The organism is Acetobacter sacchari, assembly GCF_017377715.1.
In the GTDB taxonomy this organism is placed as follows: domain Bacteria; phylum Pseudomonadota; class Alphaproteobacteria; order Acetobacterales; family Acetobacteraceae; genus Acetobacter; species Acetobacter sacchari.
In genome coordinates, this window is record NZ_JAFVMF010000009.1 from 158,367 (window position 1) to 183,393 (window position 25,027).

25 protein-coding genes are annotated in these 25,027 nt (G+C 57.3%); 16 read left to right on the forward strand and 9 right to left on the reverse strand.

Annotated elements, in window-relative coordinates:
* The first annotated feature begins 49 nt into the window (after positions 1 to 49).
* The 8 genes from J2D73_RS09950 (at position 50) to pcaD (ending at position 7,030) form a co-directional block, all read left to right on the forward strand.
* Positions 50 to 1,177 carry a muconate/chloromuconate family cycloisomerase gene (locus J2D73_RS09950; RefSeq protein WP_207881405.1) on the forward strand — a complete coding sequence of 376 codons (1,128 nt, stop codon included), beginning with the start codon at positions 50 to 52 and terminating at the stop codon, positions 1,175 to 1,177.
* Complete coding sequence (locus tag J2D73_RS09955; RefSeq protein WP_456304358.1) at positions 1,137 to 1,478, forward strand: muconolactone Delta-isomerase; 342 nt, start codon at positions 1,137 to 1,139, stop codon at positions 1,476 to 1,478. Before J2D73_RS09950 ends, J2D73_RS09955 begins: the two co-directional genes overlap by 41 nt.
* 60 nt (positions 1,479 to 1,538) lie before the next feature.
* Positions 1,539 to 2,465, forward strand: coding sequence for a catechol 1,2-dioxygenase (gene catA / locus J2D73_RS09960; protein ID WP_243429829.1), 927 nt, complete (start codon positions 1,539 to 1,541; stop codon positions 2,463 to 2,465).
* A 75-nt stretch (positions 2,466 to 2,540) separates the two neighbouring features.
* On the forward strand, positions 2,541 to 3,923 hold the full coding sequence (locus J2D73_RS09965; RefSeq protein ID WP_207881407.1) for a Rieske 2Fe-2S domain-containing protein: 1,383 nt from the start codon (positions 2,541 to 2,543) through the stop codon (positions 3,921 to 3,923).
* A complete protein-coding gene (gene benB, locus J2D73_RS09970; protein WP_207881408.1) occupies positions 3,920 to 4,408 on the forward strand; it encodes a benzoate 1,2-dioxygenase small subunit in 489 nt (162 codons plus the stop codon). Before J2D73_RS09965 ends, benB begins: the two co-directional genes overlap by 4 nt.
* 35 nt (positions 4,409 to 4,443) lie before the next feature.
* Positions 4,444 to 5,460, forward strand: a complete 1,017-nt coding sequence (gene benC, locus J2D73_RS09975; protein ID WP_207881409.1) for a benzoate 1,2-dioxygenase electron transfer component BenC — start codon at positions 4,444 to 4,446, stop codon at positions 5,458 to 5,460.
* Positions 5,457 to 6,251 (forward strand): benzoate diol dehydrogenase BenD, encoded by a 795-nt coding sequence (gene benD, locus J2D73_RS09980; protein WP_243429830.1) that lies wholly within the window; start codon positions 5,457 to 5,459, stop codon positions 6,249 to 6,251. Before benC ends, benD begins: the two co-directional genes overlap by 4 nt.
* Before the next feature lie 17 nt (positions 6,252 to 6,268).
* Positions 6,269 to 7,030 carry a 3-oxoadipate enol-lactonase gene (gene pcaD / locus J2D73_RS09985; RefSeq protein ID WP_243429840.1) on the forward strand — a complete coding sequence of 254 codons (762 nt, stop codon included), beginning with the start codon at positions 6,269 to 6,271 and terminating at the stop codon, positions 7,028 to 7,030.
* Between the two features lie 420 nt (positions 7,031 to 7,450).
* Here the strand turns inward: pcaD and J2D73_RS09990 are convergent, their stop codons facing one another.
* From J2D73_RS09990 to J2D73_RS10010, 5 genes are all read right to left on the reverse strand, one after another.
* Entirely contained in the window at positions 7,451 to 8,341 is an 891-nt protein-coding gene (locus J2D73_RS09990; RefSeq protein ID WP_207881411.1) for a LysR family transcriptional regulator, read from the reverse strand.
* 859 nt (positions 8,342 to 9,200) lie between these two features.
* On the reverse strand, positions 9,201 to 10,229 hold the full coding sequence (locus J2D73_RS09995) for a methionine synthase (protein ID WP_207881412.1): 1,029 nt from the start codon (positions 10,227 to 10,229) through the stop codon (positions 9,201 to 9,203).
* Between the two features lie 28 nt (positions 10,230 to 10,257).
* Positions 10,258 to 11,241 (reverse strand): DUF1852 domain-containing protein, encoded by a 984-nt coding sequence (locus J2D73_RS10000; protein WP_207881413.1) that lies wholly within the window; start codon positions 11,239 to 11,241, stop codon positions 10,258 to 10,260.
* A gap of 345 nt (positions 11,242 to 11,586) precedes the next feature.
* Positions 11,587 to 12,195 carry a YceI family protein gene (locus J2D73_RS10005; RefSeq protein WP_207881414.1) on the reverse strand — a complete coding sequence of 203 codons (609 nt, stop codon included), beginning with the start codon at positions 12,193 to 12,195 and terminating at the stop codon, positions 11,587 to 11,589.
* Positions 12,196 to 12,274: 79 nt separating this feature from the next.
* Positions 12,275 to 13,090 (reverse strand): DODA-type extradiol aromatic ring-opening family dioxygenase, encoded by an 816-nt coding sequence (locus J2D73_RS10010; protein ID WP_207881415.1) that lies wholly within the window; start codon positions 13,088 to 13,090, stop codon positions 12,275 to 12,277.
* A 113-nt stretch (positions 13,091 to 13,203) separates the two neighbouring features.
* Here J2D73_RS10010 and J2D73_RS10015 point away from each other — a divergent pair, with 113 nt between their 5' ends.
* The gene (locus tag J2D73_RS10015; RefSeq protein WP_207881416.1) at positions 13,204 to 14,166 is read left to right on the forward strand and encodes a LysR family transcriptional regulator; all 963 of its coding nucleotides are present in this window, start codon (positions 13,204 to 13,206) and stop codon (positions 14,164 to 14,166) included.
* Between the two features lie 129 nt (positions 14,167 to 14,295).
* Here J2D73_RS10015 and J2D73_RS10020 read toward each other — a convergent pair whose 3' ends face one another.
* Positions 14,296 to 14,679 (reverse strand): hypothetical protein, encoded by a 384-nt coding sequence (locus J2D73_RS10020; protein WP_243429831.1) that lies wholly within the window; start codon positions 14,677 to 14,679, stop codon positions 14,296 to 14,298.
* A 284-nt stretch (positions 14,680 to 14,963) separates the two neighbouring features.
* Between J2D73_RS10020 and J2D73_RS10025 the strand changes: the two genes are divergently transcribed.
* The 7 genes from J2D73_RS10025 (at position 14,964) to J2D73_RS10055 (ending at position 21,617) form a co-directional block, all read left to right on the forward strand.
* Entirely contained in the window at positions 14,964 to 15,998 is a 1,035-nt protein-coding gene (locus tag J2D73_RS10025) for a sulfate ABC transporter substrate-binding protein (protein WP_207881417.1), read from the forward strand.
* Positions 15,995 to 16,888: a sulfate ABC transporter permease subunit CysT gene (gene cysT / locus J2D73_RS10030; protein ID WP_207881418.1), complete on the forward strand. Its 894-nt coding sequence runs from the start codon at positions 15,995 to 15,997 to the stop codon at positions 16,886 to 16,888. Before J2D73_RS10025 ends, cysT begins: the two co-directional genes overlap by 4 nt.
* Before the next feature lie 50 nt (positions 16,889 to 16,938).
* Positions 16,939 to 17,757 (forward strand): sulfate ABC transporter permease, encoded by an 819-nt coding sequence (locus tag J2D73_RS10035; RefSeq protein ID WP_341535068.1) that lies wholly within the window; start codon positions 16,939 to 16,941, stop codon positions 17,755 to 17,757.
* A complete protein-coding gene (locus J2D73_RS10040) occupies positions 17,754 to 18,851 on the forward strand; it encodes a sulfate/molybdate ABC transporter ATP-binding protein (RefSeq protein ID WP_207881419.1) in 1,098 nt (365 codons plus the stop codon). The genes J2D73_RS10035 and J2D73_RS10040 overlap by 4 nt, the downstream gene beginning before the upstream one ends.
* Before the next feature lie 109 nt (positions 18,852 to 18,960).
* Positions 18,961 to 19,296 (forward strand): DUF2849 domain-containing protein, encoded by a 336-nt coding sequence (locus J2D73_RS10045; RefSeq protein WP_086644827.1) that lies wholly within the window; start codon positions 18,961 to 18,963, stop codon positions 19,294 to 19,296.
* Positions 19,297 to 19,429: 133 nt separating this feature from the next.
* Positions 19,430 to 21,136 (forward strand): nitrite/sulfite reductase, encoded by a 1,707-nt coding sequence (locus J2D73_RS10050; protein ID WP_207881420.1) that lies wholly within the window; start codon positions 19,430 to 19,432, stop codon positions 21,134 to 21,136.
* Complete coding sequence (locus J2D73_RS10055; RefSeq protein ID WP_207881421.1) at positions 21,123 to 21,617, forward strand: DUF934 domain-containing protein; 495 nt, start codon at positions 21,123 to 21,125, stop codon at positions 21,615 to 21,617. The genes J2D73_RS10050 and J2D73_RS10055 overlap by 14 nt, the downstream gene beginning before the upstream one ends.
* Before the next feature lie 462 nt (positions 21,618 to 22,079).
* Here J2D73_RS10055 and J2D73_RS10060 read toward each other — a convergent pair whose 3' ends face one another.
* From J2D73_RS10060 to J2D73_RS10070, 3 genes are read right to left on the reverse strand one after another with little or no spacing between them, the layout of a single operon-like run.
* Positions 22,080 to 23,066 carry a peptidoglycan -binding protein gene (locus tag J2D73_RS10060; RefSeq protein WP_207881422.1) on the reverse strand — a complete coding sequence of 329 codons (987 nt, stop codon included), beginning with the start codon at positions 23,064 to 23,066 and terminating at the stop codon, positions 22,080 to 22,082.
* 9 nt (positions 23,067 to 23,075) lie between these two features.
* On the reverse strand, positions 23,076 to 24,134 hold the full coding sequence (locus tag J2D73_RS10065; RefSeq protein WP_207881423.1) for a flagellar motor protein MotA: 1,059 nt from the start codon (positions 24,132 to 24,134) through the stop codon (positions 23,076 to 23,078).
* 56 nt (positions 24,135 to 24,190) lie between these two features.
* Entirely contained in the window at positions 24,191 to 25,009 is an 819-nt protein-coding gene (locus J2D73_RS10070) for an OmpA family protein (RefSeq protein ID WP_207881424.1), read from the reverse strand.
* Positions 25,010 to 25,027: the final 18 nt, after the last annotated feature.

Consider the following 25,027-nt stretch of genomic DNA (forward strand, 5'->3'; position numbering starts at 1 on the left):
AGCGAGGCATAACGTCGGCTCAGTCAAAATATCAAGCGGGCATGATCCTGTGACAGTCCACATCAAACATGCTGAAGTTATCATTCTTGATGTGCCCACGATCCGACCTCACGTCCTGTCGATGGCCACGATGCGCAGTCAGACGATTGTGCTGCTACGGCTCCGTGGCGCCGACGGTATTGAGGGGATTGGTGAAGGCACGACCATCGGCGGCCTGAGCTACGGCCCGGAAAGTCCGGAAAGCATCAAAGGCGCACTGGAAACCTACATTCTCCCGCTTCTCGAGAACCATGACATCAGCCAAATAGGTAAGGTCATGGAGCACGTTGAGCACCATGTTTCAGGCAACCATATTGCGAAATGCGCTCTCGAGACCGCGCTATTCGACGCCGCGGGCAAGCGTTTGGGCGTGCCCGTTTCTGACTTGATTGGCGGTGGGCGTGTGCGTGACACACTACCGGTAGCGTGGACGCTGGCCAGTGGCGACACCTCCCGCGATATCGCAGAAGCCGAAGCAATGCTGGAGGCAAAGCGACATCGCATTTTCAAGCTAAAGATCGGAAAGCGCTCGGTTCGCGACGATGTCAGGCATGTAGCGACAATCAAAAAGGCGCTAGGCGACTCGGCAAGTGTCCGCGTTGACGTTAATCAGGCCTGGAACGAAGCTTCGGCCGATCTCGGAATGGCGCTTCTGGCCGACGCAGGTATCGATCTTGTTGAGCAACCTGTTCCACGACATGCCCTGCCAGCGATGATGCGCCTTACCGCGCGGCATACGATCCCTCTGATGGCGGATGAAGCCTTGAATGGTCCTGTTTCCGCCTTTGCCGTCGCCTCCACAGCGGGCGCGCGGGTTTTCGCCCTGAAAATCGCTCAGTCCGGCGGCTTGCAAGCTGCGCGAGACGTCGCGGGTATCGCCATAGCGGCCGGTATTGGCCTCTACGGAGGAACCATGCTCGAAGCAGGAGTCGGCACCGCAGCTTCCGCTCACGTCTTTGCAACTCTTCAGTCTCTTGAGTGGGGCACCGAACTGTTCGGACCGCTTCTGCTTACCGAAGAAATTCTTGAGAATCCTCTACAGTATTCGGAGTTCTGCCTCTCCGTTCCGACAGGTCCCGGTCTCGGAGTTTCTCTTGATGAACGCGCCATCGCGCGCTTTAGACGTAACAATCAGTGAGGGCCAACAAATGCTCTTTATGGTGGAAATGGACCTTTCAGTCCCATTAACGTTCGATCAGAAAGAATTCGAACGTCTTAAGCTAACAGAAAAAAACCACTTCCAGGAATTGCAGCGTTCCGGAAAGTGGCGACATATCTGGCGCGTAACTGGTCACTACGCAAATGTGAGCATTTTCGATGTTGATAATAATGCAGAACTTCACGACCTTCTCACAGGTTTGCCGCTTTATCCATTTATGACCATCAAGGTAACACCACTGAATCGCCACCCATCTTCATTACACGATGATGATCGTTAAAATATATCTTCGCAAATAAAAATCACAAAAATTGAACAATAACAAAAAAAGGGCATGACCATGACAGAGTTCACAAAATCCGTGGAAATCACAGAGTTCCTCGATCGGGTTTCCGGCCTGACAAATCCAGACGCCAAAGGCGATGAGAGAACGAAGAAAATTATCCGTAAGATTGTTGGAGATTTGTACGACACTATTGATACTTTCGATGTCACCGACGACGAATTCTGGCTGGCTCTGAACTTCCTTGCGGCGGGCTCGGGGGAAATCGGCCTGTGGGCCGCAGGACTGGGTTTCGAGCACTTTCTTGATCTGCGTGCGGACAGGAGGGACCGCGCGGCTGGAATTCCAGCGGGCACGCCGCGCACGATCGAAGGCCCCCTTTATGTCGCCGGGGCTCCCATCGTTGAGAGCGGCTCCCGCCTTGATGACGGCAGCGATCCAGGTGAGCAGATAATTATGCATGGGCATGTAAGCGACACCAACGGAAAGCCGGTTACAAATGCGCTGGTGCATGTATGGCATGCCAACACCAAAGGAAATTACTCCTTTTTCGATAAATCCCAGACAGATTTTAATATGCGCCGTCGCCTGAGAGTGGATGAAAACGGCGATTACATGTTTCACAGCATCATGCCGTCCGGTTATGCCTGTCCACCCGGCGGCAGCACGGATACCATCCTGTCCGCCATCGGTCGACATGGCGAAAGGCCCGCACATATCCATCTTTTCGTTGAAGCTCCAGGATATCGACAGCTAACGACACAGATAAATATCGAAAATGATCCTTACATAAACGATGACTTCGCTTATGCGACACGGGACGAACTCATTCCGCCGATCATCCGGCACAGTAACTCCGCAGATATCAGCGCTGCTGGACTTAACGAACCCTATGCTGAAATCAAATTTGATTTCGTCCTTACTCCTGCGCTTAACGAAGAGGAAGAGCACTTCTCCAGTCGTCCGCGCGTGATGGCTGACTGAACCATTCTCCAAAATAACAATAATAATACTCTCCAGAAACTCTGATTTCTGGTGGAATTTAGCGGGAGAAAAATCATGCGCCATTCCCTTCTCGAACGGTTAGAAACATCTATCGTGGAAGACAAGGAGTCTGGAATATCCCGGTGCCGTCGCGATATCTTCACTGACCAGGATTTTTTTAATCTTGAAATGGAGCACATTTTCGAAGGTAATTGGGTTTACCTTGCGCACGAAAGTCAGATTTCCGACATAAACGACTATTTCACCACGACAATTGGCCGCCAACCGGTCGTGATTACCCGTGACAAAACAGGCGAACTCCATGCTCATGTCAACGCATGCGCGCACCGTGGCGCCATGCTTTGTCGACGCAAGCATGGCAACAAATCCAGTTTCACATGCCCATTCCATGGATGGACCTTCAATAACTCAGGGAAACTTTTGAAAGTAAAGGACGGAAAAACTGGTGGCTATCCAGAGATGTTTAATACCGCTGGATCTCACGACCTCGCCAAAGTACCCCAGTTCAAGAACTACCGCGGATTCCTATTTGGCAGCATGAAGGCCGATATAGCTCCACTTGAAGATTATCTAGGCGCGACAAAAGTAATCATTGACCAAATCGTTGATCAGGCTCCTGAGGGAATCGAAGTTCTCCGAGGCAGTTCCTCTTACGTATTTGACGGAAACTGGAAGCTGCAGATCGAAAATGGCGCCGACGGCTATCACGTCAGTTCCGTGCATTGGAATTACGCCGCGACCATGGGACGCCGAAACTATGAATCAGAGGGCACACGCGCTGTTGACGCCAATGGCTGGTCGCGAAGTGTAGGTGGAGTGTACGGATTCGAAAACGGACACATTCTGCTTTGGACCAAGCTTCTGAATCCTGAAGTAAGGCCAATTTATGGCCGCCGGGACGAATTGGCGCAGCGCGTTGGCGGTGAACGCGCGAAGTTCATTATCGAGCAGACGCGAAATCTGTGCTTGTATCCCAACGTCTACCTTATGGACCAGTTTTCGACCCAAATCAGGGTCGTTCGACCAATCAGCGTCGATAAAACTGAGATAACGATCTATTGCTTCGCTCCAAAAGGTGAAAGCGCTGCGGATCGCGCCACACGTATCAGGCAATATGAAGACTTCTTCAACGTAAGCGGTATGGGCACTCCCGACGATCTGGAGGAGTTCCGATCCTGTCAATCCTCTTATGCCAAAGGTAGCAACCTTTGGAATGATCTCAGCCGCGGCGCCACACGCTGGATCGAGGGCGCTGACGACAACGCACGTGAAATGGGTCTGAAGCCTCTCCTCAGCGGGACGCAGAGCGAAGACGAGGGTCTTTTTGTACGGCAACACGAGAATTGGGTGAAGGTGTTGCGTGAGGGGCTACTGCGTACAAGTAATAGCGAATACAATCCGACCATGCGGGCAGAAGTCGTGGGAAGCGTAACATGAGCGGTGATTACGAACAGGTTTGCGCCTTTCTTTATAAGGAAGCCCGCCTTCTCGATGATCGGCAGTGGGATGAATGGCTGACGTGTTATTCACCCACAGTTTCCTATTGGATGCCTGCGTGGGACGACGATGACACTTTGGTGGAGGATCCCCAAAGCGAAGTCTCTCTAATTTATTATCCGAACCGGGATGGACTTGAAGATCGCGTGTTCCGCATCAAAACGGAGCGCTCGAGTGCCTCGACACCTGAGCCGAGGACCTGCCATTTCATTAGTAATATCGAAATTGTCGAAAAATCCGAAAAATCATTGAATGTGCGATATAACTGGCAGACGTTGAGCCATCGGTACAAGACAACTGACAGATTCTTTGGCTCGACGTCCTGCACCATTGATATGGATGGTAATTCGCCGCTCATATCAAAAAAAACGATTTTTTTGAAGGATGATTACATTCATCAGGTTATCGATATTTATCATGTCTGAGAACCGATTTTTGTTTGGTTCTGGCGGAGGGTCGTATGAGCTATCGTGTCGCTCTGAATTTTGAAGATGGTGCTACGCGCATTATCGACTGCAAAGACGGTGAGAGGGTACTCGACGCAGCCTACCGTAATAAAATTAATCTCCCGATGGATTGTTCAGACGGCGTCTGTGGAACCTGTAAATGTCGTTGTGAGGAGGGCGAATATGAACTCGGTGATGAGTATATCGAAGACGCGTTGACAGAAGATGAGGCGGCGGAGGGTTTAGTGCTCACCTGTCAGATGCTCATCTCGTCTGACTGCGTAATTTCGGTGCCGGCGCCGTCATCCGCATGCAAAATCAAGGCTCAGGAATATGAAGCCGAGCTGAAGACAGTCGACCTTGTATCAGACAGCACTATTGTTCTGACGCTCGACCTCGCCGGAAAAGGCGAGCTCGATTTTCTGCCTGGACAATACGTCAACCTCAACGTTCCTGGAACAACGGAAACGCGTGCTTATTCCTTCAGTTCGCGTCCTCGTTCAGACAGCGTGAGTTTTCTCATTCGCAATGTGCCTGATGGTCTGATGAGCCGCTGGTTGACTGACGAAGCCAAGCCCGGCGTGAAGATGCGTTTTGTTGGTCCCAATGGAAGCTTCTTCCTGCGGAAAGTGGAGCGACCAGTGATTCTCCTTGCGGGAGGCACGGGGCTCGCGCCAATGCTCTCGATGCTGGAAGTGCTTACCCGGAGTGAGTGTAATCACCCTGTCCATTTAATCTATGGCGTCAACCACGACGGCGATCTGGCCGAGCTGGAGCGAATTAAGACGCTTGCCGCCAATATTCCCGGTTTTACGTGGGATTGTGTTGTCGCCGACGAAAATAGCCACAACCCTCTGAGGGGATATGTGACGCATCATCTCGATGACGCGCGACTGAATGGTGGAGATTGCGACATCTACCTTTGCGGGCCGCCGCCTATGGTCGAAGCGGTTCGCGTTTTTCTTAAAAGGAAAAACGTCGAGCCAAGACATTTTTATTATGAAAAATTCGCGGCCAGTGAGGCTGTATGAGTATGATTTTTCAAGGACGCTTTACCGGCAAGGTTCTGGTAGTAACCGGCTCAGCGCAGGGCATCGGCCACGCTGTCGCTTCCCGGGCGGTGGCTGAAGGCGGGCAGGTAATGTTTGTCGATCGGGCAGATTTCGTTGACGAAGTTGCACGGTCCGCCGCTAGAGGGCAGGCTGGACGAACAGCATCCATATCTGTCGATATGGAAACGTGGAAAGGCGCGCAGGATGCTATGGAAGCAGCGCACATCGCCTTTGGGAAAATCGACATAGTTATAAACGGCGTCGGCGGAGCTATTCGCATGCGCCCGTTCCATGCCTTCGAAGCAATTCAGATCGAGGCCGAGATTCGACGCTCCCTTATGCCAACGCTCTGGGGGTGTCACGCAGCTCTACCTTATCTTCTTCAAGGCGGAGGGGGCACCATCGTGAATATCTCCTCTAATGCGACGCGCGGCATTCACCGCGTCCCCTACTCCGCAGCCAAAGGCGGAGTTAATGCCCTGACAGCGAGCCTGGCAATGGAATATGCAGAATCGAATATTCGCATCGTCGCGGCCGCCCCGGGCGGCACGGAAGCTCCGCCGCGCCGCATCCCGCGTAACCCGGGTGGAGACACGCCGCAGGAGCAGGTCTGGATGGACGAAGTCGTCGAGCAAGTCAAAGACTCTACATTTCTGAAACGTTACAGTACGATTGAAGAGCAGGCGGCCCCAATTCTATTTTTGGCGTCCGACGAGGCATCCTACATTACGGGATCGGTTCTGCCTGTAGCTGGAGGTGACCTAGGATGAACCGTAAATTTCTCACAATGGGCGACGGTTGCAGCATCGCGTACACGCAGAACGGGGACCAAAAAGCGGAACCTCTGTTTTTATCGAACTCTCTCGGCACCAGCCTGGATATGTGGAACCCGCAAATAGCCCGACTTTCGGAGCAATTTCACGTTATCCGCTATGATACGCGTGGGCACGGCAAGTCAGACGTTCCTGTAGGCTCCTATAGTCTCGATCGACTGGGGCGGGACGTGCTTGAACTCGCCGATGCGCTCGAGATTCAACAGTTCTCTTTTTGCGGTTTATCACTCGGCGGAATGACAGCTCAATGGCTGGGCGTTCGGTCCCCTGAGCGGCTCAAGCGCATCGTCATTGCAAACTCCTCACCGTATATGGGGCCGCCATCAGCCTGGGATGCTCGCATTCGTACTGTGCTGAATGCGGGAATGAGCCGGATCGCGGAGGCCGTGGTTGAGCGCTGGTTCACACAAGAGTTTCGCAATAACCGCGACAACACCAAATTCGTCCTCGATATGCTGTTACACACGAACGCGACAGGATATGCAGGTTGCTGCGCCGCAATCCGCGATATGGATTTGCGACCGTTGCTCCCTCTCATCAGGACGCCGACCCTCATTATTGGTGGAACCGAAGATCCAGCGACGCCGCCCGAGCAGACTTATGAATTGCGCGACGGCATCCGCAGTGCGAGATGTGCAATGCTTGAGGCGGCGCATCTTTCGAATATTGAAAAGCCGCTTGAATTCACGGATCTCGTGATAAGTCATCTTGTCTAAGTTCATTAAAAATAAAGGAGAATTTATATGCGTGCACAAACGACAATAGTTTAAAAAATACCAAAAAAAAATAGAGATATTTCTGAAATATGACCTCCAATCATGTTCACTTTAGGTAAACAGCTTCCTTCAACTATGCAGTTCGTCATTGGGGCCGAAACCCCCATAACGTTTCAACGTTGGAAACGTGAACTGTGTAAAGTATATCGATTCACAAATATGATGTCGCTCAGAAGGTGATAATCGTCCAACCCTGACGCGTCACGGTACATTACAACAGCGCCACAAACGCTCACTCGTTAGTTCGTCAGTCGGCGTAGTTCACTCACATTTTTTCACCTCGCGAGGTTTTAATTAAAAATTCTTCCAAAATTCGCATTTCTATTACTACAAAATAACTAAAGAACCGACCTCAGTTATCTAAAAGGATGAACCCGCGAATTCGATAAAATCTCCCACATATTGAATCTCTTCATCAGTCTCACGACAGCCAAGAAATATTTGCTTCGCGATGCCATTTTTACCGAGTTTTATAGTGCAAAGTCCAAAACGTAATGCGTATTCTTCTGCTAACCACCGGGGGAGCGCTGCGACACCCCGGCCATGCGCTACCATCACCAGCATAATATCAGTCGTCTCTATCTGCTTCTGCTGTCGCGGGGCGATGCCCGCCGGCTGAAGAAATTGTGTATATATATCAAGGCGTTCAGTCGGAACCGGGTAAGTTATTAACGTTTCGCCCGCCAACTGCTCTGGCAAGACAAATTTTTCATCCCCCAGCGGGTGTCCACTCCCAACAACCAGCACAAGCTCGTAGTCAAAGACAGGAGTAAATTTCAGGCCTGGTTTATAAAGTGGGTCAGGCGTAACCAGAATATCAATTTCGTTGCTGAAAAGCGCGCCAATTCCACCAAACTGAAACTTTTGCCGTACATCAACATCGACTTTCGGCCACCGCTCCAGATAAGGGGATACGACTTTGAGGAGCCACTGGTAGCAGGGATGACACTCCATCCCAATGCGTAATGTACCACGCTCACCATTTGCGAATTGCTCTAAGCGATTTTCCGCCAGTTCAAACTGGGGTAGCAACCGATTCGCCAATGACAGCAGCCACTCCCCCGCTTGAGTAAGCGCCAGAGATCGGCCTTCCCGCCGCCATATCTTCACGCCAAGCTGGCGTTCTATCTTGCGGATCGCATGGCTGAGAGCTGGCTGGGTCAGATGCAGACGCGCCCCGGCAGCCGTCAGTGATCCCTCTCGCGCAACTTCCTGAATAATTATCAGATGACTACGCTCAAGAACACTCATGCGGGACTCCAAAATGCACAAAATTCATGTGATCATTAAAATATATCATTTCACCTCATTCTTCAAAGCTCCTATCGTCGCCGCCAGCATAAATTATCCGGATTTTCACCTTTGATAGCGAACGATGATGCCTGATCTTACGCAAGACGAAGGGATTGGAGGTCCCAAGGAGACGGTTACTCCCGTCTCGAAGAACAGCGCTGAGAAAGAGCACGCTGCGTCGGCCCGGACATGCGATACCACACCTCAGGACGGCATTCCTGACCCTGAAAGCGGATTCGAATGTCCGTGCTGTGTAATGCCGTGGTTCCGGTAACCGAGAAAATCTTCAATTCAGGCATTGATTGCACGGCATACAACGCAGCCCGAGCGGCAGCATCTTCCGCGACACCACTTTCCGTTCCCACCAAGAAGAAAAGGCGCTCCCTACTTTGCATTGTTTGAAAATGTACAATTTTTAACTACGGACGATCAAAACGTCGAAGCGTTTGAACATATCCACTGCTTCACCAACTCTCATTATGGATGCGGCAACGGATATTGAGCGACCCTCTATAGTGAAGGTGCGCATTTGCGCATGCCTTTGGCGCTTATAGCCCCAAACACACAACGCATTTCCGATCTGGAAAGCGTAAAATGGACGCTCGACCGCACGCGTGATCTGGAAAAAAAAATTAACCCACTATACTCGTGTAGTTATATTTCGTTCAAAGTAACAAAAGTGGTAGGTCGTTCGCTTTCTCGAGGACTCTGGCATCAAAAGATAGGACAGAATCGACGTGAGCGCTCGCGTCGTGAGCGCTCTGCCGACGCCGTCTTCTCAACTCATCATCGATCACTGTCCCGGCCACGCGCTCGATCAGGCTGAAAGCTCTCTTCGAACGATTTCAGCACCAGCGCTTAGCGCATGAAGCTTGCCGCGTGCTATCTTCCGTGGCAAAGGAGCCATGCCGCAGTTAGTGCAAGGATAAAGTTTGTCAGCATCTACAAACTTCAATGCTTTTCTCAAGATATCAGCGACCCTTTCCGGCGTTTCAATGGCGTTCTTCGCCACATCAATGGCGCCGACCATTACTTTTTTACCCCGGATAAGCTCTATCAGATCCATTGGAACGCGAGAGTTCTGGCATTCCAATGAAATCAAATCGATAGAGGATTTCTGCAGCTTCGGAAAAATTTCTTCATACTGCCTCCACTCTGCCCCCAGCCCCTCTTTCCAGTCTATATTAGCCTTGATACCGTAACCGTAGCAGATATGAACTGCCGTTTCGCATTTAAGTCCTTCAATGGCTCGCTCCAGCGTGGCGATGCCCCAGTCATTGACCTCGTCGAAAAAAACATTGAATGCAGGTTCATCAAACTGAATAATATCGACACCGACGCTCTCCAGTTCTCTCGCCTCTTGATTAAGGATTTTGGCGAATTCCCACGCCAGCTTTTCTCTACTTTTATAGTGACCGTCATAGAGAGTATCGATCATGGTCATCGGACCAGGCAGCGCCCATTTGATTGGCTTTTTTGTGAGCCCGCGTAAAAACTTCGCGTCCTCGACGAAAACGGACTTTTCGCGCACCACAGCGCTCACAACCGACGGCACGCTGGCATCGTAGCGATTCCGAATTTTGACCGTCTGTCGATTTTCAAAATCAACGCCGCTAAGGTGCTCGATGAATGTCGTCACAAAATGCTGACGCGTCTGTTCGCCGTCGCTGACGATATCAATTCCTGCACGATCCTGATCATCCAGTGTCAGACGCAAGGCGTCCTGCTTGCCCTCGTGCAGTTCTTCCCCCTGCAATTTCCATGGCGACCAGAGCGTCTCAGGCTGAGCAAGCCAGGACGGCTTCGGAAGACTGCCAGCGGTGGAGGTTGGGAGCAATTTTTTCATAAGAGGTGACCTTGTACTGTTCGTGGAATCAAGCGGCATAATTTGCGGACCACGCCTCAAGAATTTCTCGGTACGGCTTGATAAGGCCTTGTTCCGTATATTTACCCTGCGCTACCGCCAGTCGATTGCGCTCCTCCCGGTCATAGACGATGCGGGTTACGGAATAATCCTGATGCTTCAAGCTTGGCTGATAGCAATCAGACGCCGCGGAGTTGGCATTGTAGATTTCAGGACGATAAATCTTCTGAAAAGACTCCATAGTGCTGATGGTGCCGATAAGCTCCAGAGCGGAATAATCAGAAAGAAGGTCGCCAAAAAAGTAGAAGGCCAGCGGTGCAACGCCACCGGTCGGCATAAAATAGCGAACCTGCATTCCCATTTTCTTGAAATATTGATCCGTCAGAGAAAATTCATTCTGCTGATACTCCGCGCCCAGAACAGGGTGCTTATTTCCAGTTCGGGAATAGGTTTTGTTGCTCGAAACACTGAGGCATATTACAGGACGCTTACCAAAGTTTTTTTTATACGCCGACGAATTCACCGCGCACTTAAACAGATTTCCGTGCAGAGCTCCATAATCGGCCGGAACGACAAATTCTTTTTTATTTTCATTGTATTTCAACAACAAAACACTGAAATCGTAATCCCTTACGTAGGAAGAAAAATTATTGCCTGCGACGCCGGCAATACGTTTATTATCTTTTTTATCGACAATCGTCGTATTCAAAATCTCGATCAACGGAAAACGATCACCCTTGTCCGTCGAGTCGATATCCATCTCAACGGAGACGATCTCAATCTCGACGGAATAGCGATCTCCATTCGGATTATCCCAATGGGCCAAGTCGTTGAAACGATTGTCAATCATTCGCAGGACGTTACGCAAATTCTCCTGACGACTGTCCCCTCTAGCCAGATTAGCAAAGTTGGTCGTGAGACGCGTGTTGTCAGAGGGACAATAATCCTCATCAAAACAAAGTCGCCTTACATAAAAAGATGAATCCTGAATCATCGAAGCCTTCGTCACATCAACTGTTAAGCGGTCATGCTTATTTTATGCCCGATCAGTCGAGTGAACGAAAATGATTTGATTTCATAAATACATAAATTCTGCTCATACAGAAGCGGTGACGCTGCGTATTGAGTGAGCTTCATGATTCGTCGTGATGATTCCCCCTGAGGCGATGACGTATCAGGTCGACTGCCGACACAGGGAGGCTAATGACGGCTTCCAAAAAGGCACATGGCAACTTTAGGCGCTAGGTTGAGGATGAATTTCCACTAGCTACAAAGAAAAACGGCGACCTGTCGGCCGCCGCTTCCACACTCGATATCCCGTTAGAGAGACTGGATCAGATTAGTTCTGCTTCTCGAACGCGCCCGCGATGGACAGGGTCACGTCGTCACCAACCATCGGAACGTATTTCGACACGCCGAAATCGCTGCGCTTGATAACCCCGGTCGCCTGGAATCCGATCGTATACGCCTTGTCCATCGGGTTTACGCCGGCGCCGATGAACTGCGCCTGCAAAACGACGGGCTTCGTGACGCCGTGCAAGGTAAGATCGCCGCTGATCGTCGCGTGTCCTGCGTCGGTCGCGGTGACGCTTTTGGAGGTGAACGTCGCGGTCGGGTAGCGCGCGGCGTCGAACCAGTCGGGTTCTTTCAACTCGCCAGTCAGCACGTCGCTGGTCGTCGCAACGCTGGAGATCGGCAGGCTGACCGTCAGCTTCGTAGCGGCCAAATGGGCCGGATCGATCTTCAACGAGCCAGAAGCGCCTGAAAACATTCCCGAATACTGAGTGAACCCGAAATGCAGCAGCGAGAACGTGACCTCCGTGTGGCCGGGTTCGACCTTATATTCGCCCGCCTGAATTCCCTGAGCCGTCGTTTCGGCCCGAGCCGAAGAAATGAACGCAGCGGCGGCCAAAGCGGCGACAGTCGAAGTCATAAGACGCGTTTTCATAAACTCTCTCTTTCATTGCCAATGTGGCGTCGCCCGATCAGGGCGATCGTCGGCGCGCCCTCGCGCCGACGGAAACTGTTCAGCCGAAGCGAAAACCGGACATAGCCTTTCCCATGACGACGTCGCTGTAATCGCGCTTGCCAAGATCCGCGCCCGCAGCGCCAGCTGCGAACATCAGCGGCAACAGATGTTCCTCACGCGGGTGGCACTGCCGGGCGCCCGGCGCGGCCTCCCAACGCAATAACGCAGCATTCCGTTCCTCCGGCTCCGCCTCGACCGCCTTGGCCAGCCAGGCGTCGAAGGCTTGCGACGCGTCCGCTGACAACGGATCCGACTGCCGGAACTGCCGCAGGTTATGGTACGTCATCCCGGTAGCCACGATCAGCACATTATCGTCACGCAGGGATTGCAGCGCCGCGCCGATGCGAACCTCTTCCGCGGCGCTCATATCCTCCCGAAGCGACAGCTCGACGACGGGGATATCGGCATCGCCAAAGGCGAGCAAAAAAGGAATGAACACGCCGTGATCGAAACCCCTCTCGGGGTCTTCGTCATTTGCGATTCCGGCGGCGGACAGAAGCGACCGGACCTGCGCTGCAAGTTCGGGCGATCCCGGCGCGGGATATTGCAGATGATACGTATGCTCCGGAAATCCGTAGTAATCGTAAATCAACGGAGGCGCCGCGCTGGAGGTCACCGTCGGCCGCTCGGTTTCCCAATGCCCGGAGACGACCAGTATCGCGCGCGGACGCTGCGGCAGGGTTGCAGCCAGCCCGCGCAGATAAGCCGCCATACGATCCCATATGACCGGCTGGTCCATGAAGAAACATGGTCCCCCGCCATGGGGCGCAAACAAAACGGGTTGCCGGGCTGGCGTGGTGGTCGAAGCCGTCATCGGCGTCACCTTTTGTCGTCGAAACACGGCGCGATCTTGCCGCTACGACCGCCAGACGATAATCCCCTGTTCAGGACGTTCATATAACACTCCTGGTGTGAGATACTCCCCCGATGCTTGATCGCGTCACCGGAATGCAGACATTCGTTCGCGTCGTCGCTGACGGCAGCTTCGCCGCAGCCGCTCGGTCGCTCGGCATGTCGCAGACAATGGTGACGAAGCACATTGCAGCGCTGGAGGCGCGCCTGGGTGTCGCCCTGTTTCAGCGCAGTACGCGTCGCCTTTCCCTGACGGAGGCCGGACGGCGCTTTCTTGATGGGTGCCAGCGCATTCTCCCGGCACTGGACGACGTCGAACAGGCAGTCGCCGTCGATGCGCAGGAGCCCCGCGGCACGCTCAGACTCAACGCGCCGGTCTCGTTCGCCATTCGCTACGTTGCGCCGCTGCTCTCGGGATTTAGCGAGCGTTATCCGCTCGTGACCGTTGATCTTGGGCTGGACGACCGCACTGTGGATCTGATCGAAGATGGATGGGATCTTGCCCTGCGCATCCGGCGTATGGCGCCGAGCAGCCTGCGGGCGCGCAAGCTCGCATCAATCCGCATGGTCGTCTGCGCCGCGCCGTCGTACCTTGCGCGACACGGCACACCCACGACGGTCGCCGACCTGCAGCGCCATGCCTGCCTCGGGTATACGCTCAGTGACGCAGTCGGCACGACGCGATGGAGCTTCGGGGAAAAAGGCGAAAGAACGGCTCCGATCCGCTGCCCCCTGGTGGCCAATAATGGCGACGCCCTGCGAGAAGCCGCTATCGTCGGTCAGGGGATTATCTACCAGCCAACGTTCATTGTGGCAGACGCTCTGCGCTCCGGCGCGCTTGTGACGCTGGCGTTCGACTCGCCACTGCTTGAAGCGTCGCAGTTGCATGCGGTTTACGCGCCGACCCCGACCGTGTCCCTCAAGGTCCGGGCGATGATCGATTATCTGGCGGAGCGATACGGCGCCGAGCGATACGGCGGGGTCCCTCCCTGGGAGGAGGGGCTACCCCCTCCCCTCGCCGCAGGCGCGACGGTCTAGGCAGGCATCCGCTCACTTCGGTGCGTGTAACGCCTCTCGCGCGTTACTTTGATGAGCGCCTTCTTTCCAGAATGCGCTTGCCCGGAGGATGACGACCTGGAGGGCGCGTCAAGCCGGTGACGATCCGGCTTATTGCAGATCCTCGGGAGCGAGGCGCTGCACCCGGATCGCGCGTCCTGCCGCGTCGTAATAGATGACGCTCTCGCCCCGGCGCTGCGCGTAACCGTCGGGTTTTCCATCCGGCGTCCAGAACAGGAGCCGGTCGAGATCCGGCTGCTCCTGCACGCGATCACCGTGCGGGCGATAGAGGTAGTGACTGTAATCCTTGTGGACCGGCGGCGCTGATGGATGCGCGGCGAGTTGATGCATGTCCGGCCCCTTGTGTTCGTCCGGATCAGCGTCCTGCGCGGACGCGAACGACGGAGCGGCGAGAAGAGCCAGCGCGAAGCCCGCAGCAAGGCGGGTTGAAAGCGTCCGGAGTCCGTATCCGCGTAGCCTGTTGGACGTGACCATGTTCGTAAACCATCTCCCAAACGCTGCGCATATTTACCGTGCGGAGCGCAATCCAACGCGTTTTCCCAAGTTTCATCCGCCTGCGCAACACGAGCAGGTGTTACATTATACGTCATTTTAGGCGCTTCACGCCGCCCCCCCTCCTGTGGCTAAATAAAAACGATTTTATATCGTGGTTTTCGGAGATAACGACGGGGCTTGCTGATATTTAGCGCCACGTAGTAGGGTATATTGCGTATACCACCGTAAAATACGGTAATATTGAAACCTATGAAGCCGGGCCAATGACGTCATCCTCGCCGCTCACCCTCACCCGCCGCACGCTCTTCGGCGCCGCGGCGGCATGCGCCGCTCTGGCCGCCATTGGACGCGGACGCAAAGCCAGCGCCGCTCAGGCGCTGCTCAACGTGTCGTATGACCCGACCCGCGAGCTTTACGCCGACATCAACCGCGCATTCGCGGCCCAGTGGGCCTCCACGCATGGCGGCAGCGCCCTTGCGGTCCGCACATCCAACGGCGGTTCCGGCGCGCAGGCCCGCTCGGTCCTTGAAGGTTCGCCCGCCGACGTGGTGACGCTGGGCCTCGCTTATGACGTCGACATGCTGGCGGCGCACGGCCTTCTGGCGACGAATTGGCAGACGCGACTGCCGCACAATTCCACGCCGTTCACCAGCACGATCGTGTTCCTGACGCGCAAAGGGAACCCTAAGGGAATCCACGGCTGGGCCGATCTGGTCCGTGACGGCGTGCAGGTCGTGACCCCGAATCCGAAAACTTCCGGCGGCGCACGCTGGAACTACCTTGCCGCATGGGGCTGGGCGCTGCGTCAACCGGGCGGGACCGAGGATACGGCCCGCGCCTACCTCAAATCACTGTTCGCTCATGTGCCCGTGCTCGACGCCGGGGCGCGGGGCGCGACCAACAGCTTCGTGCAGCGAGGACTGGGCGACGTTCTTCTCGCGTGGGAGGACGAGGCGCTGCTCGCAGCGCGCGACCTCGGGCCGGATAAATTCGACATCGTCGTTCCCGACCTGACCATCCTTGCTGAGCCCCCGGTCGCACTGGTCGACAAGAATGTGGACGCCCACGGCACACGGGAGGCGGCGCAGGCCTATCTCGAGTTCCTTTATACGCCCGAGGCCCAGAAAATCGGCGCCAAGCATTACTTTCGCCCGGTCGACCCAACTGCGGCGGCAGAAAGCGCGTCGATCTTCCCTGCGGTGAAGACGTTCGACATCGCCAGTCTCGGCGGCTGGACCGCCGTGCAGAAAAAGCATTTCGCAAGCAGCGGCGTCTTCGATCAGATTTACAGTAAATGAACCTGTCCGCGACGCTTTCTCCTACGCGTGAGCCTTCGACGCTGCACGCGAAGGGACGACGCGCGCGCGATCCATTGCCGGGGTTTCGCCTTGCGCTGGGCGCGACTCTGCTGTGGCTGGGCCTGATCGTCGTCCTTCCACTTGCCGCGCTGGCGGTACGACCCTGGCAAGAAGGCGCATCGGCGATGCTCGCTGCGCTCAACGACGGGCGCATGTTCGCAGCGCTTCGGGTCAGCTTCCAGTCCGCCGTGCTCGCCGCCATTCTGGATCTGCCGCTCGGCCTGATTCTGGCCTGGGCGCTGGTGCGAACGCGCCTGCCGGGACGACGCCTGATCGACGCGCTGATCGACCTGCCGTTCGCGATCCCCACAGCAGTCACCGGCATTACCCTCGCAACCTTATACAGCCCGCAAGGCTGGTTAGGCGCGCCGTTATCACGGCTGGGAATCAGCGTCGCCTACAGCGTGACGGGCATCGTCGCAGCCCTGATGTTCGTGGGGTTGCCCTTCATCGTTCGCAGCGTCGAACCCGTGCTGCGCGATCTACCGTCGGAGCTTGAGGAAGCCGCGACGCTATTGGGCGCCAGGCCCTGGCAAATCGTGGCGCGGGTGCTGACGCCCGCTCTTCTTCCCTCGCTGATCAGTGGCTTCGGCCTCGCCTTCGCCCGTGGTATCGGCGAATATGGCTCGGTGATCTTCATCGCAGGCAACCAGCCGTTTCGCAGCGAAATCGCACCGCTTCTTGTCGTCGTGCGGTTGCAGGAATTCGACTACGCAGGGGCGACCTCGATCGCTTTCATTCTGCTTGTAGCCTCATCGGCGTGCCTCGCCGCGGTAGCCATGCTGCGCAGGCGGGCCGCACGCGGGCTGGTCGCGGAGGGCGCGGCGTGAACGCGCTCGCACCATCCTCACCGGACAACGCTCGCCGTTCGCCCGCCGAGATCGCGCTAATCGCCGCAGCCTACGCGATCGTGGGGCTGATGCTCGTCCTGCCGCCCGTCCTGGTCTTCACCGAGGCGCTGCGCTCCGGGTTGGGCGCCGCGCTGGCGAGCATCACGGATCCCGACGCCCTCTCCGCCATCAAGCTGACGTTGGAAATGACGGTCGCCGCCGTAGCCATCAACACCAGCTTCGGCGTTCTCGCCGCATGGCTGTTGGCGAAATACCGCTTTCCGGGACGTAGCGTTCTTGTCGCGCTGATCGAAATTCCGATCAGCGTGTCGCCAGTGGTCGCGGGGCTGGTATGGCTGCTGCTGTTCGGGACGCAGGGTTGGTGGGGAGAGGCCCTGAACAGGGTCGGAATCACCATCGCCTTCGCTACGCCGGGCATCCTTCTCGCGACCCTGTTCGTCACCTTCCCTTTTGTGACCCGCACCCTGCTGCCGTTGATGGAACAACAGGGCCGCGACGCGGAGGAGGCCGCCACGCTGCTGGGAGCGTCTTTCTGGCGCATTCTTTGGGGCGTCACGCTGCCGGAAGCACGCTGGGCGCTGCTTTCGGGGGGGTTGCTGACGACCGCCCGCGCGATGGGCGAGTTCGGCGCAGTTTCGGTGGTCTCGGGCCATATACCGGGCCTTACGGAAACGATGCCGCTGCACATCGAAACACTTTACAATGGTTACCAGAGCGTCGCCGCCTTCAGTATGGCGGCGCTTCTCGCCATCATGGCGATGGCGACCGTCGGCATGCGCTCGCTGTTCGAAGCCCGGATGCGACGCGAAGAACCACGCAAGGCTGAAACCGCTGGAGGCGGCGCATGAGCGTTCTGATCGAAAATCTCACGCGCCACGTCGCCGGTGGCAAAGTTGTGCTGGACAACGTGTCGCTGCACGTTCCCGACGGAGCGTTTGTGGCGCTGGTCGGACCGTCGGGCGCAGGAAAAACGACGCTGCTGCGCGCCATAGCCGGGCTTGATCCTGCCTCGTCCGGCCATGTCGAAATCGACGGACGCGCGATGGAAGGTCTTCCTCCCCGCGAACGCAACGTCGGCTTCGTGTTTCAGAACTACGCGCTGTTCCGGCACCTCACCGTCGCACGCAACATCTCTTTCGGGCTGGACGTTCGTCCGCGCGCGAGCCGCCCTTCCCGCGCCGAGATCGACGCGAAAGTCGCGGAACTTCTCGCGTTGATCCAGTTGCCTGATCTTGGAGACGCCTATCCGCAACGCCTGTCCGGCGGCCAGCGGCAACGCGTGGCGCTGGCCCGCGCTTTGGCCACCGGCCCGCGCCTGCTGCTGCTTGACGAGCCATTCGGCGCGCTCGACCCGATGGTCCGCCGCGCCGTCCGGACCTGGCTGCGCGATCTGCACGATCAACTCGGCCTGACGACGATCCTCGTCACCCACGATCAGGAAGAGGCGCTCGACGTCGCGGATCGACTTGTCGTGATGCAGGACGGGCGCATTGTGCAGGACGCGGATGGAGAGACGCTGGACGCAACGCCAGCGACGCCTTTCGTCATGGAGTTTCTGGGCGAGACGCTGCGCTTTCCGGGCGTTGTTTCCGATGGGCTTTTCATTCCCGCAGACACCCACGTCGCGCCATTTTCAACAAACGTCGCCGAAGGGGCCACTGAAGCGCTGATTCGTCCCCACGAGGTAACGCTTCTTACGGACGCCTCTGGAGGAACCGTGAAACGCGTCGGTCGGCGCGGCCCACTGGAAAGGTTAGCCGTAAGTCTGGGCGAGCGTAGCGTCGAGATCGAACGCCCCGTTGAGGCGCCGCCGTCAGACCCCGTCGTGCTCGAGATCGCGCAGGCTCGGCTCTTTCAGAACGGAAAGCCCGTTGTAGAAGGCAATCACCCGTGGAGCGACGCTCCAGCAGTTTTAGCAGACGTTGTTCCAGAGCCGGTGTAAGGTTTCGTATATTGTACTATTATTTTTAGTGATATATGCCGCTGACCTTGTATTTTCTGAAATGGCGTCGTAAATGTAAGACAGATTTTGCGTAACGGGTTTTCTCACTGTGGATATCAGAAGCAACAGACGCGACACCGATGGTCGGAGCGTGATCACCGCCAACCGGCTGCTTGACGGAATCGTTGTCTGGCGTGCGGCGGACGGGGCATGGCGCGAACGCATCAGCGACGCAGCCCTTGTCCCGAACGACGAAGTCGAGGCGCTTCTGAAGACGCTGCAGGGACAGGCGCAAGCGCAGGGCGTGCTGGGGGTTTACGGTGTGCAGACCCGTGAGGACGAGGCGGAGATCACGCCCCTCACCACCCGCGAACGAATTCGTGCGTTCGGACCGTCTGTGCACCCTGAATTCGCGCCGACCGTCTTCGCTCCGGAGCGGGCCTGAAGAGTCGTCGGTGAAAACCGGGCGCCTTCGATGATGATTTCGAAATAATGACCGTGAGGCACACCCGTTAAGGTCTTGCGACCCGGCGGGATTGAGATGAAGCGCATCGCTTCACATGGAGGAGAGAAAAAGGATGTCGACCGAAACCCTCGTAAGGCAGGACAGCGCGGCGCCTCCCGTCGGGCGCTACGCCTACGATCAGGTTGACCGTGACTTCCTGCGCGACCGGATCGAGCAGTTCCGCGATCAGGTGAGCCGCCGCATCTCCGGCGCCTTGACCGAGGACGAATTCAAGCCGCTGCGCCTGATGAACGGGCTATACCTCCAGCTCCACGCCTACATGCTCCGCGTGGCGGTCCCTTATGGAACTCTGGACTCGCGCCAGATGCGCGCGCTGGCGCGGATCGCGCGAGAGTTCGACCGCGGATACGGCCATTTCACCACCCGACAGAACATCCAGTTCAACTGGATCAAGCTGGAGGACACGCCAGCCGCGCTGGAAGTGCTGGCCGAAGCGGACATGCACGCCATCCAGACAAGCGGCAACTGTATCCGCAACGTGACCTCGGACGAATTCGCAGGAGCGGCGGCAGACGAGTTGCTCGACCCGCGCATTCACGCAGAAATCCTGCGCCAGTGGTCTACGCTGCACCCGGAATTCACCTTCCTGCCACGCAAGTTCAAGATCGCGATCTCCGGCAGCCCGAATGATCGCGTCGCCGCGCGCTTCCACGATATCGGGCTGATCGCGCGTCCCGGCGACAACGGCGCGCCGTTGTTCGAAGTGTTCGTCGGCGGCGGTCTCGGTCGCACGCCTATCGTGGGCGTCAGCCTGCGCGACGATCTACCTGAGGAAGACCTGATCGCGTATCTGGAAGCGATCCTGCGCGTCTATAACGAGTACGGTCGGCGCGATAACATCTACAAGGCGCGCATCAAGATTCTCGTGCAGGCGCTTGGCCCGGACGTTTTCCGTCAGAAAGTCGAGGCGGAGTTCGCCGCCATGGACCGCGCGCGCTACCGCCTGCATCCCTCCATCGTCACGGCGATCAGCGAACGTTTCGGCGCGCCACAATTCGCGCCTGAAGATGGCGCAGTCGCGGCGCTCGCAGCTGCGCGCGCCACAGACCGGGCGTTCGACGGATGGGTCCGAACCAATACGCACTCGCACCGTGCGCCAGGTTATATTTCGGTCGTCGTGTCGCTGAAGCCAGCTGGTGGAATTCCCGGCGACGCGACAGATGCGCAGCTCGATCTTCTGGCCGATCTGGCGGACGAGTTCAGCTTCGGCGAAATCCGTGTGACGCATCTGCAGAACGTCGTGCTCGGTCATGTCCGACAGGATCGACTACAGGAACTGTGGCGCCGTCTCGACGCCGCCGGCCTCGGGACCGCGAACATCAACTTCATCAGCGACATCATCGCCTGCCCCGGCCTCGATTACTGCGCACTCGCCAACGCGCGTTCGATCCCTATTTCGCAGAAGCTGAGCCAACGTTTCGCCGACATCACCCTACAACGGGAAATTGGTGAGCTGCGGCTCAATATTTCGGGGTGCATCAACGCCTGTGGCCATCACCATGCCGCACATATCGGCATTCTTGGTGTGGACAAGCGTGGCGAAGAGGCTTTCCAGATCACTCTGGGCGGATCCGGTGAACAGGACGCTTCCGTTGGCCAGATTCTTGGTCCGGCCATGACGGAAGACGACACCGTCGACGCCGTCTCCCGGCTGGTCGATCTCTACCTGGCGCGCCGCGAGGGTTCTGAGCGGTTTCTCGACACTTTCCGTCGTCTCGGGACGGCAGCTTTCAAGGATGTTGTCTATGCCGCTGCTTGAAAACGGCCGCGTGGTCTCTGATCGCTGGACCTACGCTGTCGAGGGCGAACCTCTGGGCGAAGGCGCCGTTATCGTACCCAGTTCGCGACTCAGCGAAGGGCTCGGCCGCGCAGAGGGCGAACTCGGAGTCCTGCTCGCACCTGACGAGGCGGCTGAGACGCTTCGCGCAGGGCTTGCAAAACTATCTCTGGTAGCCGTGCGCTTTCCAATTTTCCGCGACGGCCGCGCCTTCAGTCAGGCACGAGCGCTCCGTGAGCATCTGCATTTTAAGGGCGAGGTTCGCGCGGTCGGCCACATCCTGCCCGACCAGTACGAATTTCTCATGCGCTGCGGCGTGACGACTGTGGAAGTGCCGGAAAACGCGGATATCTCCGTCTGGAACGCCGCGTTGCAACGTTTCAGCGTCGCGATGCAGCCTTCCATCGCCGCCGAGAAGGCGACCGGGTTCGGTCTACGGCGGTTTCTCGACGTCGCAGGATAACCCAGTATCCGACCGGACGGACGTATCCGCTCGCATAACATTGTTTGATCGAGCGAGGAGCCGAAACCATCTCCTCGGCCCGGCGCGAACCGGACATCTGACTTTACGACAGTCCTCAGTTCACACGCTTTATCGCCATATCTCGGTCGCTTGGCGGGACGCCATTTCACGCTTTCAGCCTTCTGCAGGCTTTTCAGCGTCACATCGCCGCGAAGGCTGCCCTATCAGGATTGGAAGCGGAAAGGCGCTTACCTATTGCCGCGCCCTATCGCTCTCGTCTGCAGATCGGGCCTAAGCGCCGCGACATAGCCCAATACCATCGGTGGGCAAGCGAATAATTATCCGCGCCATCAGGAGCACGGCCTCCAAACCGAGGGAATCCCGTGGCTTCGCCTCAGCGCTGCTCGTAACCTTGCATTACGAGCAGTGCTAAACGCAGAGACGCTCTCTCTCTGCGTCTTCTCAGCGATCCGTAAGCCGGAATTCGATGCGGCGATTGCGTGCGAAAGCCTCGGAAGTCGAACCCTGTACCAGAGGCTGATAATCGGAGAAGCCGGTCGCCGCCAGATGATGCGGGTCCACGCCCTCGGCGATAAGCAATTTGACCACTGTGATGGCGCGGGCGCTCGACAGCTCCCAGTTACTGGGGAACGCCGTGTGGATAGGCTGCCGGTCGGCGTGACCATCAATGCGTAGAATCCATGGAACGTCAGCAGGAATCTGCGATGACACCTGCCGGAAGGTTTTGGCTAGCGTCCGGATCTCCGCAGCGCCCTTCGGGGTCAGGTCGGCGCTGCCGGTCGGAAACAACACCTCGCTCTGAAACACGAAGCGGTCCCCGACGATCTGCACACCCTTCTGATCTTTCATCACATCGCGCAGTCGGCCAAAGAATTCGGAGCGATACCGCTTGAGCTGCTCCACCTTGTCAGCCAACGCGATGTTCAGCCTGTTGCCCAGATCGGCGATTTTCGCATCGCGATCCGACACGTCCTTGTGGGCGATGTCGAGAGCCTGCGATATCGCCGTCAACTGCTGGTTTAACGACGTCAGTTGCTGGTCGAGCTGCGTGACCTTGTCTTCAGCCGCGTGGTCAAGGTCGGACGCCTTTTTCGTATCTGCGCGCGCCTGCTCAAGCTGACCGCCGATCGCGGCAAGGCTGGCCGCGTCCTTGTCATGCTGAGCTGAAAGCGTCGCGACGTTCACCTTCAGATCGGACGTCGTCTTCTGTTCAAGCGCCAGCATACGCGCCAGTTCAGCCGCCTGGACCTGCAACTTGTCGAGCACATGCTCGCGCCGGTTCAATGCAACGGACAGGAAAGCCTGCCCGAGCACAAAGACCAGAAGAACGAAGGTGACGACCATCAGCAGTGTGGACAACGCGTCCACATAGCCCGGCCACGCATCCAATCCTGCCTGGTGGGTTCTTCCGCGGCGCCCCGGTCGCATCGGGGGGCCTTATTGCGGGGTCTGGCCGCCGGTCGCAGCGACCGTGCGGGCGAGAAGACGAATATCGCTGCGGACGTCGGCTATGATCTGTTGGCGACCACGCTCCGCGTCGGACACAAGCTGGTTTAGCAATGTTTCGATGTTGCGCAGGTGGATATGGGCCTGTCGGGACTCGTTGTTGTCGCCATTCTGATTCGCCATAGCGCCGAGATGACCGCTCAGACGCGCCAGCATCTGGGTCTGAAGCGTGCGCTGCTCCTCGCTCGCCCGGATCATGAGCTGCAAACCTTCAAGGTTATCCGCCGTCTGCTCCAGCAGAGCCTGCACATAGGTCGGAATGGAGCCGTCACCTTCGACATTGCCCATCGTCGAGGAAAAGCGCGTCAGGCTGGCCAGCCATTCTTCCAGCTCGTTGAAGAAGCGGTTTTGCGCCTGCCCGGCGGTAAGATCGAGAAAACCGAGAACCAGCGCGCTCGCCAGACCGAACAGGGAGCCTGAGAAGGCCGTGCCCATGCCATGAAGCGGCTTGGCCAGCCCCGCCTTCAACTGGTCGAACATGGCGTTGAGATCGCCGTTGCCGATCGACATGCTGCCGATCACGTCCGCGATGGCGCCGACAGTCAGCAGCAGGCCGTAGAACGTCCCCAGCAAACCAAGGAAAATCAGCAATCCGGTCATATAGCGCGACACCTCGCGCCCTTCGTCCAGACGGCCGGACAAGCTGTCCAGCATAGATTGCATGGCGGGCGTGGACAGCGCGATCCGGCTCCTGCCCGACTGTCCCGCCAGCGCGGTGGAAACCGCCGCGAGCATAGTCGGCGGCTCAGGCGGCGCCAGAGCGGTGCGGCCTTGCCGCATCGCATCCACCCACTCGACCTCGGGCTGAAGCCTCAGCACCATACGGATGTTCCACGCCACGCCGATGGCGAGAATCAGCAGGATCAGGCCGTCGAGCATCGGGTTGTTGAAGAACGCCGCGCGTAGCGGGCGCCACAGCAAGCCGCAGACGACGATGACGGCGGCGAGAAACGCGACCATCCTGAGGAGATAACTCGTGGGTTTGGTCATCGGGCGCCTTGGATTATGAGAATGTGGTCGGGACGCAGGCGTAACGGAGCCGGGGGTTACGGTACCGCGTCCGAACGCCTTATGTCCACCCGGTCGGCAGGTTCAGGACCGGGAGAGGCCGGCGCGGGAAGAACCCGGACATAAATACGCGTCGACGGCACGCCCGCGTTCATCAGGACTGCGCGAACAGCGAGGCCACGCTGTAGCGCCATACGACGTGGGCGGGACGGATCGTTAGGCGCGCCGCTGCCGATCGCGTCGATCAGGGCGCGCGAGTCTGGCTTTTCCTGAAGGGCTTTCACGAAGGCCAGGACCGCATCACGGGTTTCCGCGTTCAGGTCGGACGATTTCGCAGCAAAGGTGATGCGCACGCCACCGTCTATCGGCGTCGCCGCCCCCTGCGCATCCTTGACTGCCGGAGGAACTGCAGGATTTGGAAACGGGTGAAGATCGACCGGCGTCGGCGGCGGCGTGAGGATCGGAATCGGGGGCGGCGCGGGTGGAATAGTTGGCGGCGGTGGTGGTTTGCCCGGCGCCGCGGGTTTCGCGGGCGCGGAGGCCTGCGGCTGCGCTTCGCTCTTTCCAGACGTTGCGGCTACGGCGCCGTCGACAGGCTTTTCCGGCGCTGTCAGCTGAGATGCAGCCGCAGGCTTAACCGTAGCGCTGGAGTCGGAGCCGACGCGCGCTGATCTCTGCGCGTGGGCTTTGTGCCCGGAGGCGCTGGCTTCCTGCCTCGGTTTCTGCTCAGGCGTTATCGAATCGAGCGCGTCCGGATTGGTAGTCACCTGGGCGCGGGCCGACAAAGGCGCGACAAGCGCGACGCCGCCGGTCAAAACCGCCGCAACCGAAACGGCGGCGCAGAAATGCAGCTTCATGACAACCAGTTCCGCGGC

Bases quoted from the DNA above. Each gene is read 5' to 3' on its own strand.
- J2D73_RS09955 (WP_456304358.1), top strand. From the start codon at position 1,137: ATGAACGCGCCATCGCGCGCTTTAGACGTAACAATCAGTGAGGGCCAA.
- catA (WP_243429829.1), top strand. From the start codon at position 1,539: ATGACAGAGTTCACAAAATCCGTGGAAATCACAGAGTTCCTCGATCGG.
- J2D73_RS09965 (WP_207881407.1), top strand. From the start codon at position 2,541: ATGCGCCATTCCCTTCTCGAACGGTTAGAAACATCTATCGTGGAAGAC.
- benB (WP_207881408.1), top strand. From the start codon at position 3,920: ATGAGCGGTGATTACGAACAGGTTTGCGCCTTTCTTTATAAGGAAGCC.
- benC (WP_207881409.1), top strand. From the start codon at position 4,444: ATGAGCTATCGTGTCGCTCTGAATTTTGAAGATGGTGCTACGCGCATT.
- benD (WP_243429830.1), top strand. From the start codon at position 5,457: ATGAGTATGATTTTTCAAGGACGCTTTACCGGCAAGGTTCTGGTAGTA.
- pcaD (WP_243429840.1), top strand. From the start codon at position 6,269: ATGGGCGACGGTTGCAGCATCGCGTACACGCAGAACGGGGACCAAAAA.
- J2D73_RS09990 (WP_207881411.1), bottom strand. From the start codon at position 8,341: ATGAGTGTTCTTGAGCGTAGTCATCTGATAATTATTCAGGAAGTTGCG.
- J2D73_RS09995 (WP_207881412.1), bottom strand. From the start codon at position 10,229: ATGAAAAAATTGCTCCCAACCTCCACCGCTGGCAGTCTTCCGAAGCCG.
- J2D73_RS10000 (WP_207881413.1), bottom strand. From the start codon at position 11,241: ATGATTCAGGATTCATCTTTTTATGTAAGGCGACTTTGTTTTGATGAG.
- J2D73_RS10005 (WP_207881414.1), bottom strand. From the start codon at position 12,195: ATGAAAACGCGTCTTATGACTTCGACTGTCGCCGCTTTGGCCGCCGCT.
- J2D73_RS10010 (WP_207881415.1), bottom strand. From the start codon at position 13,090: ATGACGGCTTCGACCACCACGCCAGCCCGGCAACCCGTTTTGTTTGCG.
- J2D73_RS10015 (WP_207881416.1), top strand. From the start codon at position 13,204: ATGCTTGATCGCGTCACCGGAATGCAGACATTCGTTCGCGTCGTCGCT.
- J2D73_RS10020 (WP_243429831.1), bottom strand. From the start codon at position 14,679: ATGGTCACGTCCAACAGGCTACGCGGATACGGACTCCGGACGCTTTCA.
- J2D73_RS10025 (WP_207881417.1), top strand. From the start codon at position 14,964: ATGACGTCATCCTCGCCGCTCACCCTCACCCGCCGCACGCTCTTCGGC.
- cysT (WP_207881418.1), top strand. From the start codon at position 15,995: ATGAACCTGTCCGCGACGCTTTCTCCTACGCGTGAGCCTTCGACGCTG.
- J2D73_RS10040 (WP_207881419.1), top strand. From the start codon at position 17,754: ATGAGCGTTCTGATCGAAAATCTCACGCGCCACGTCGCCGGTGGCAAA.
- J2D73_RS10050 (WP_207881420.1), top strand. From the start codon at position 19,430: ATGTCGACCGAAACCCTCGTAAGGCAGGACAGCGCGGCGCCTCCCGTC.
- J2D73_RS10055 (WP_207881421.1), top strand. From the start codon at position 21,123: ATGCCGCTGCTTGAAAACGGCCGCGTGGTCTCTGATCGCTGGACCTAC.
- J2D73_RS10060 (WP_207881422.1), bottom strand. From the start codon at position 23,066: ATGCGACCGGGGCGCCGCGGAAGAACCCACCAGGCAGGATTGGATGCG.
- J2D73_RS10065 (WP_207881423.1), bottom strand. From the start codon at position 24,134: ATGACCAAACCCACGAGTTATCTCCTCAGGATGGTCGCGTTTCTCGCC.
- J2D73_RS10070 (WP_207881424.1), bottom strand. From the start codon at position 25,009: ATGAAGCTGCATTTCTGCGCCGCCGTTTCGGTTGCGGCGGTTTTGACC.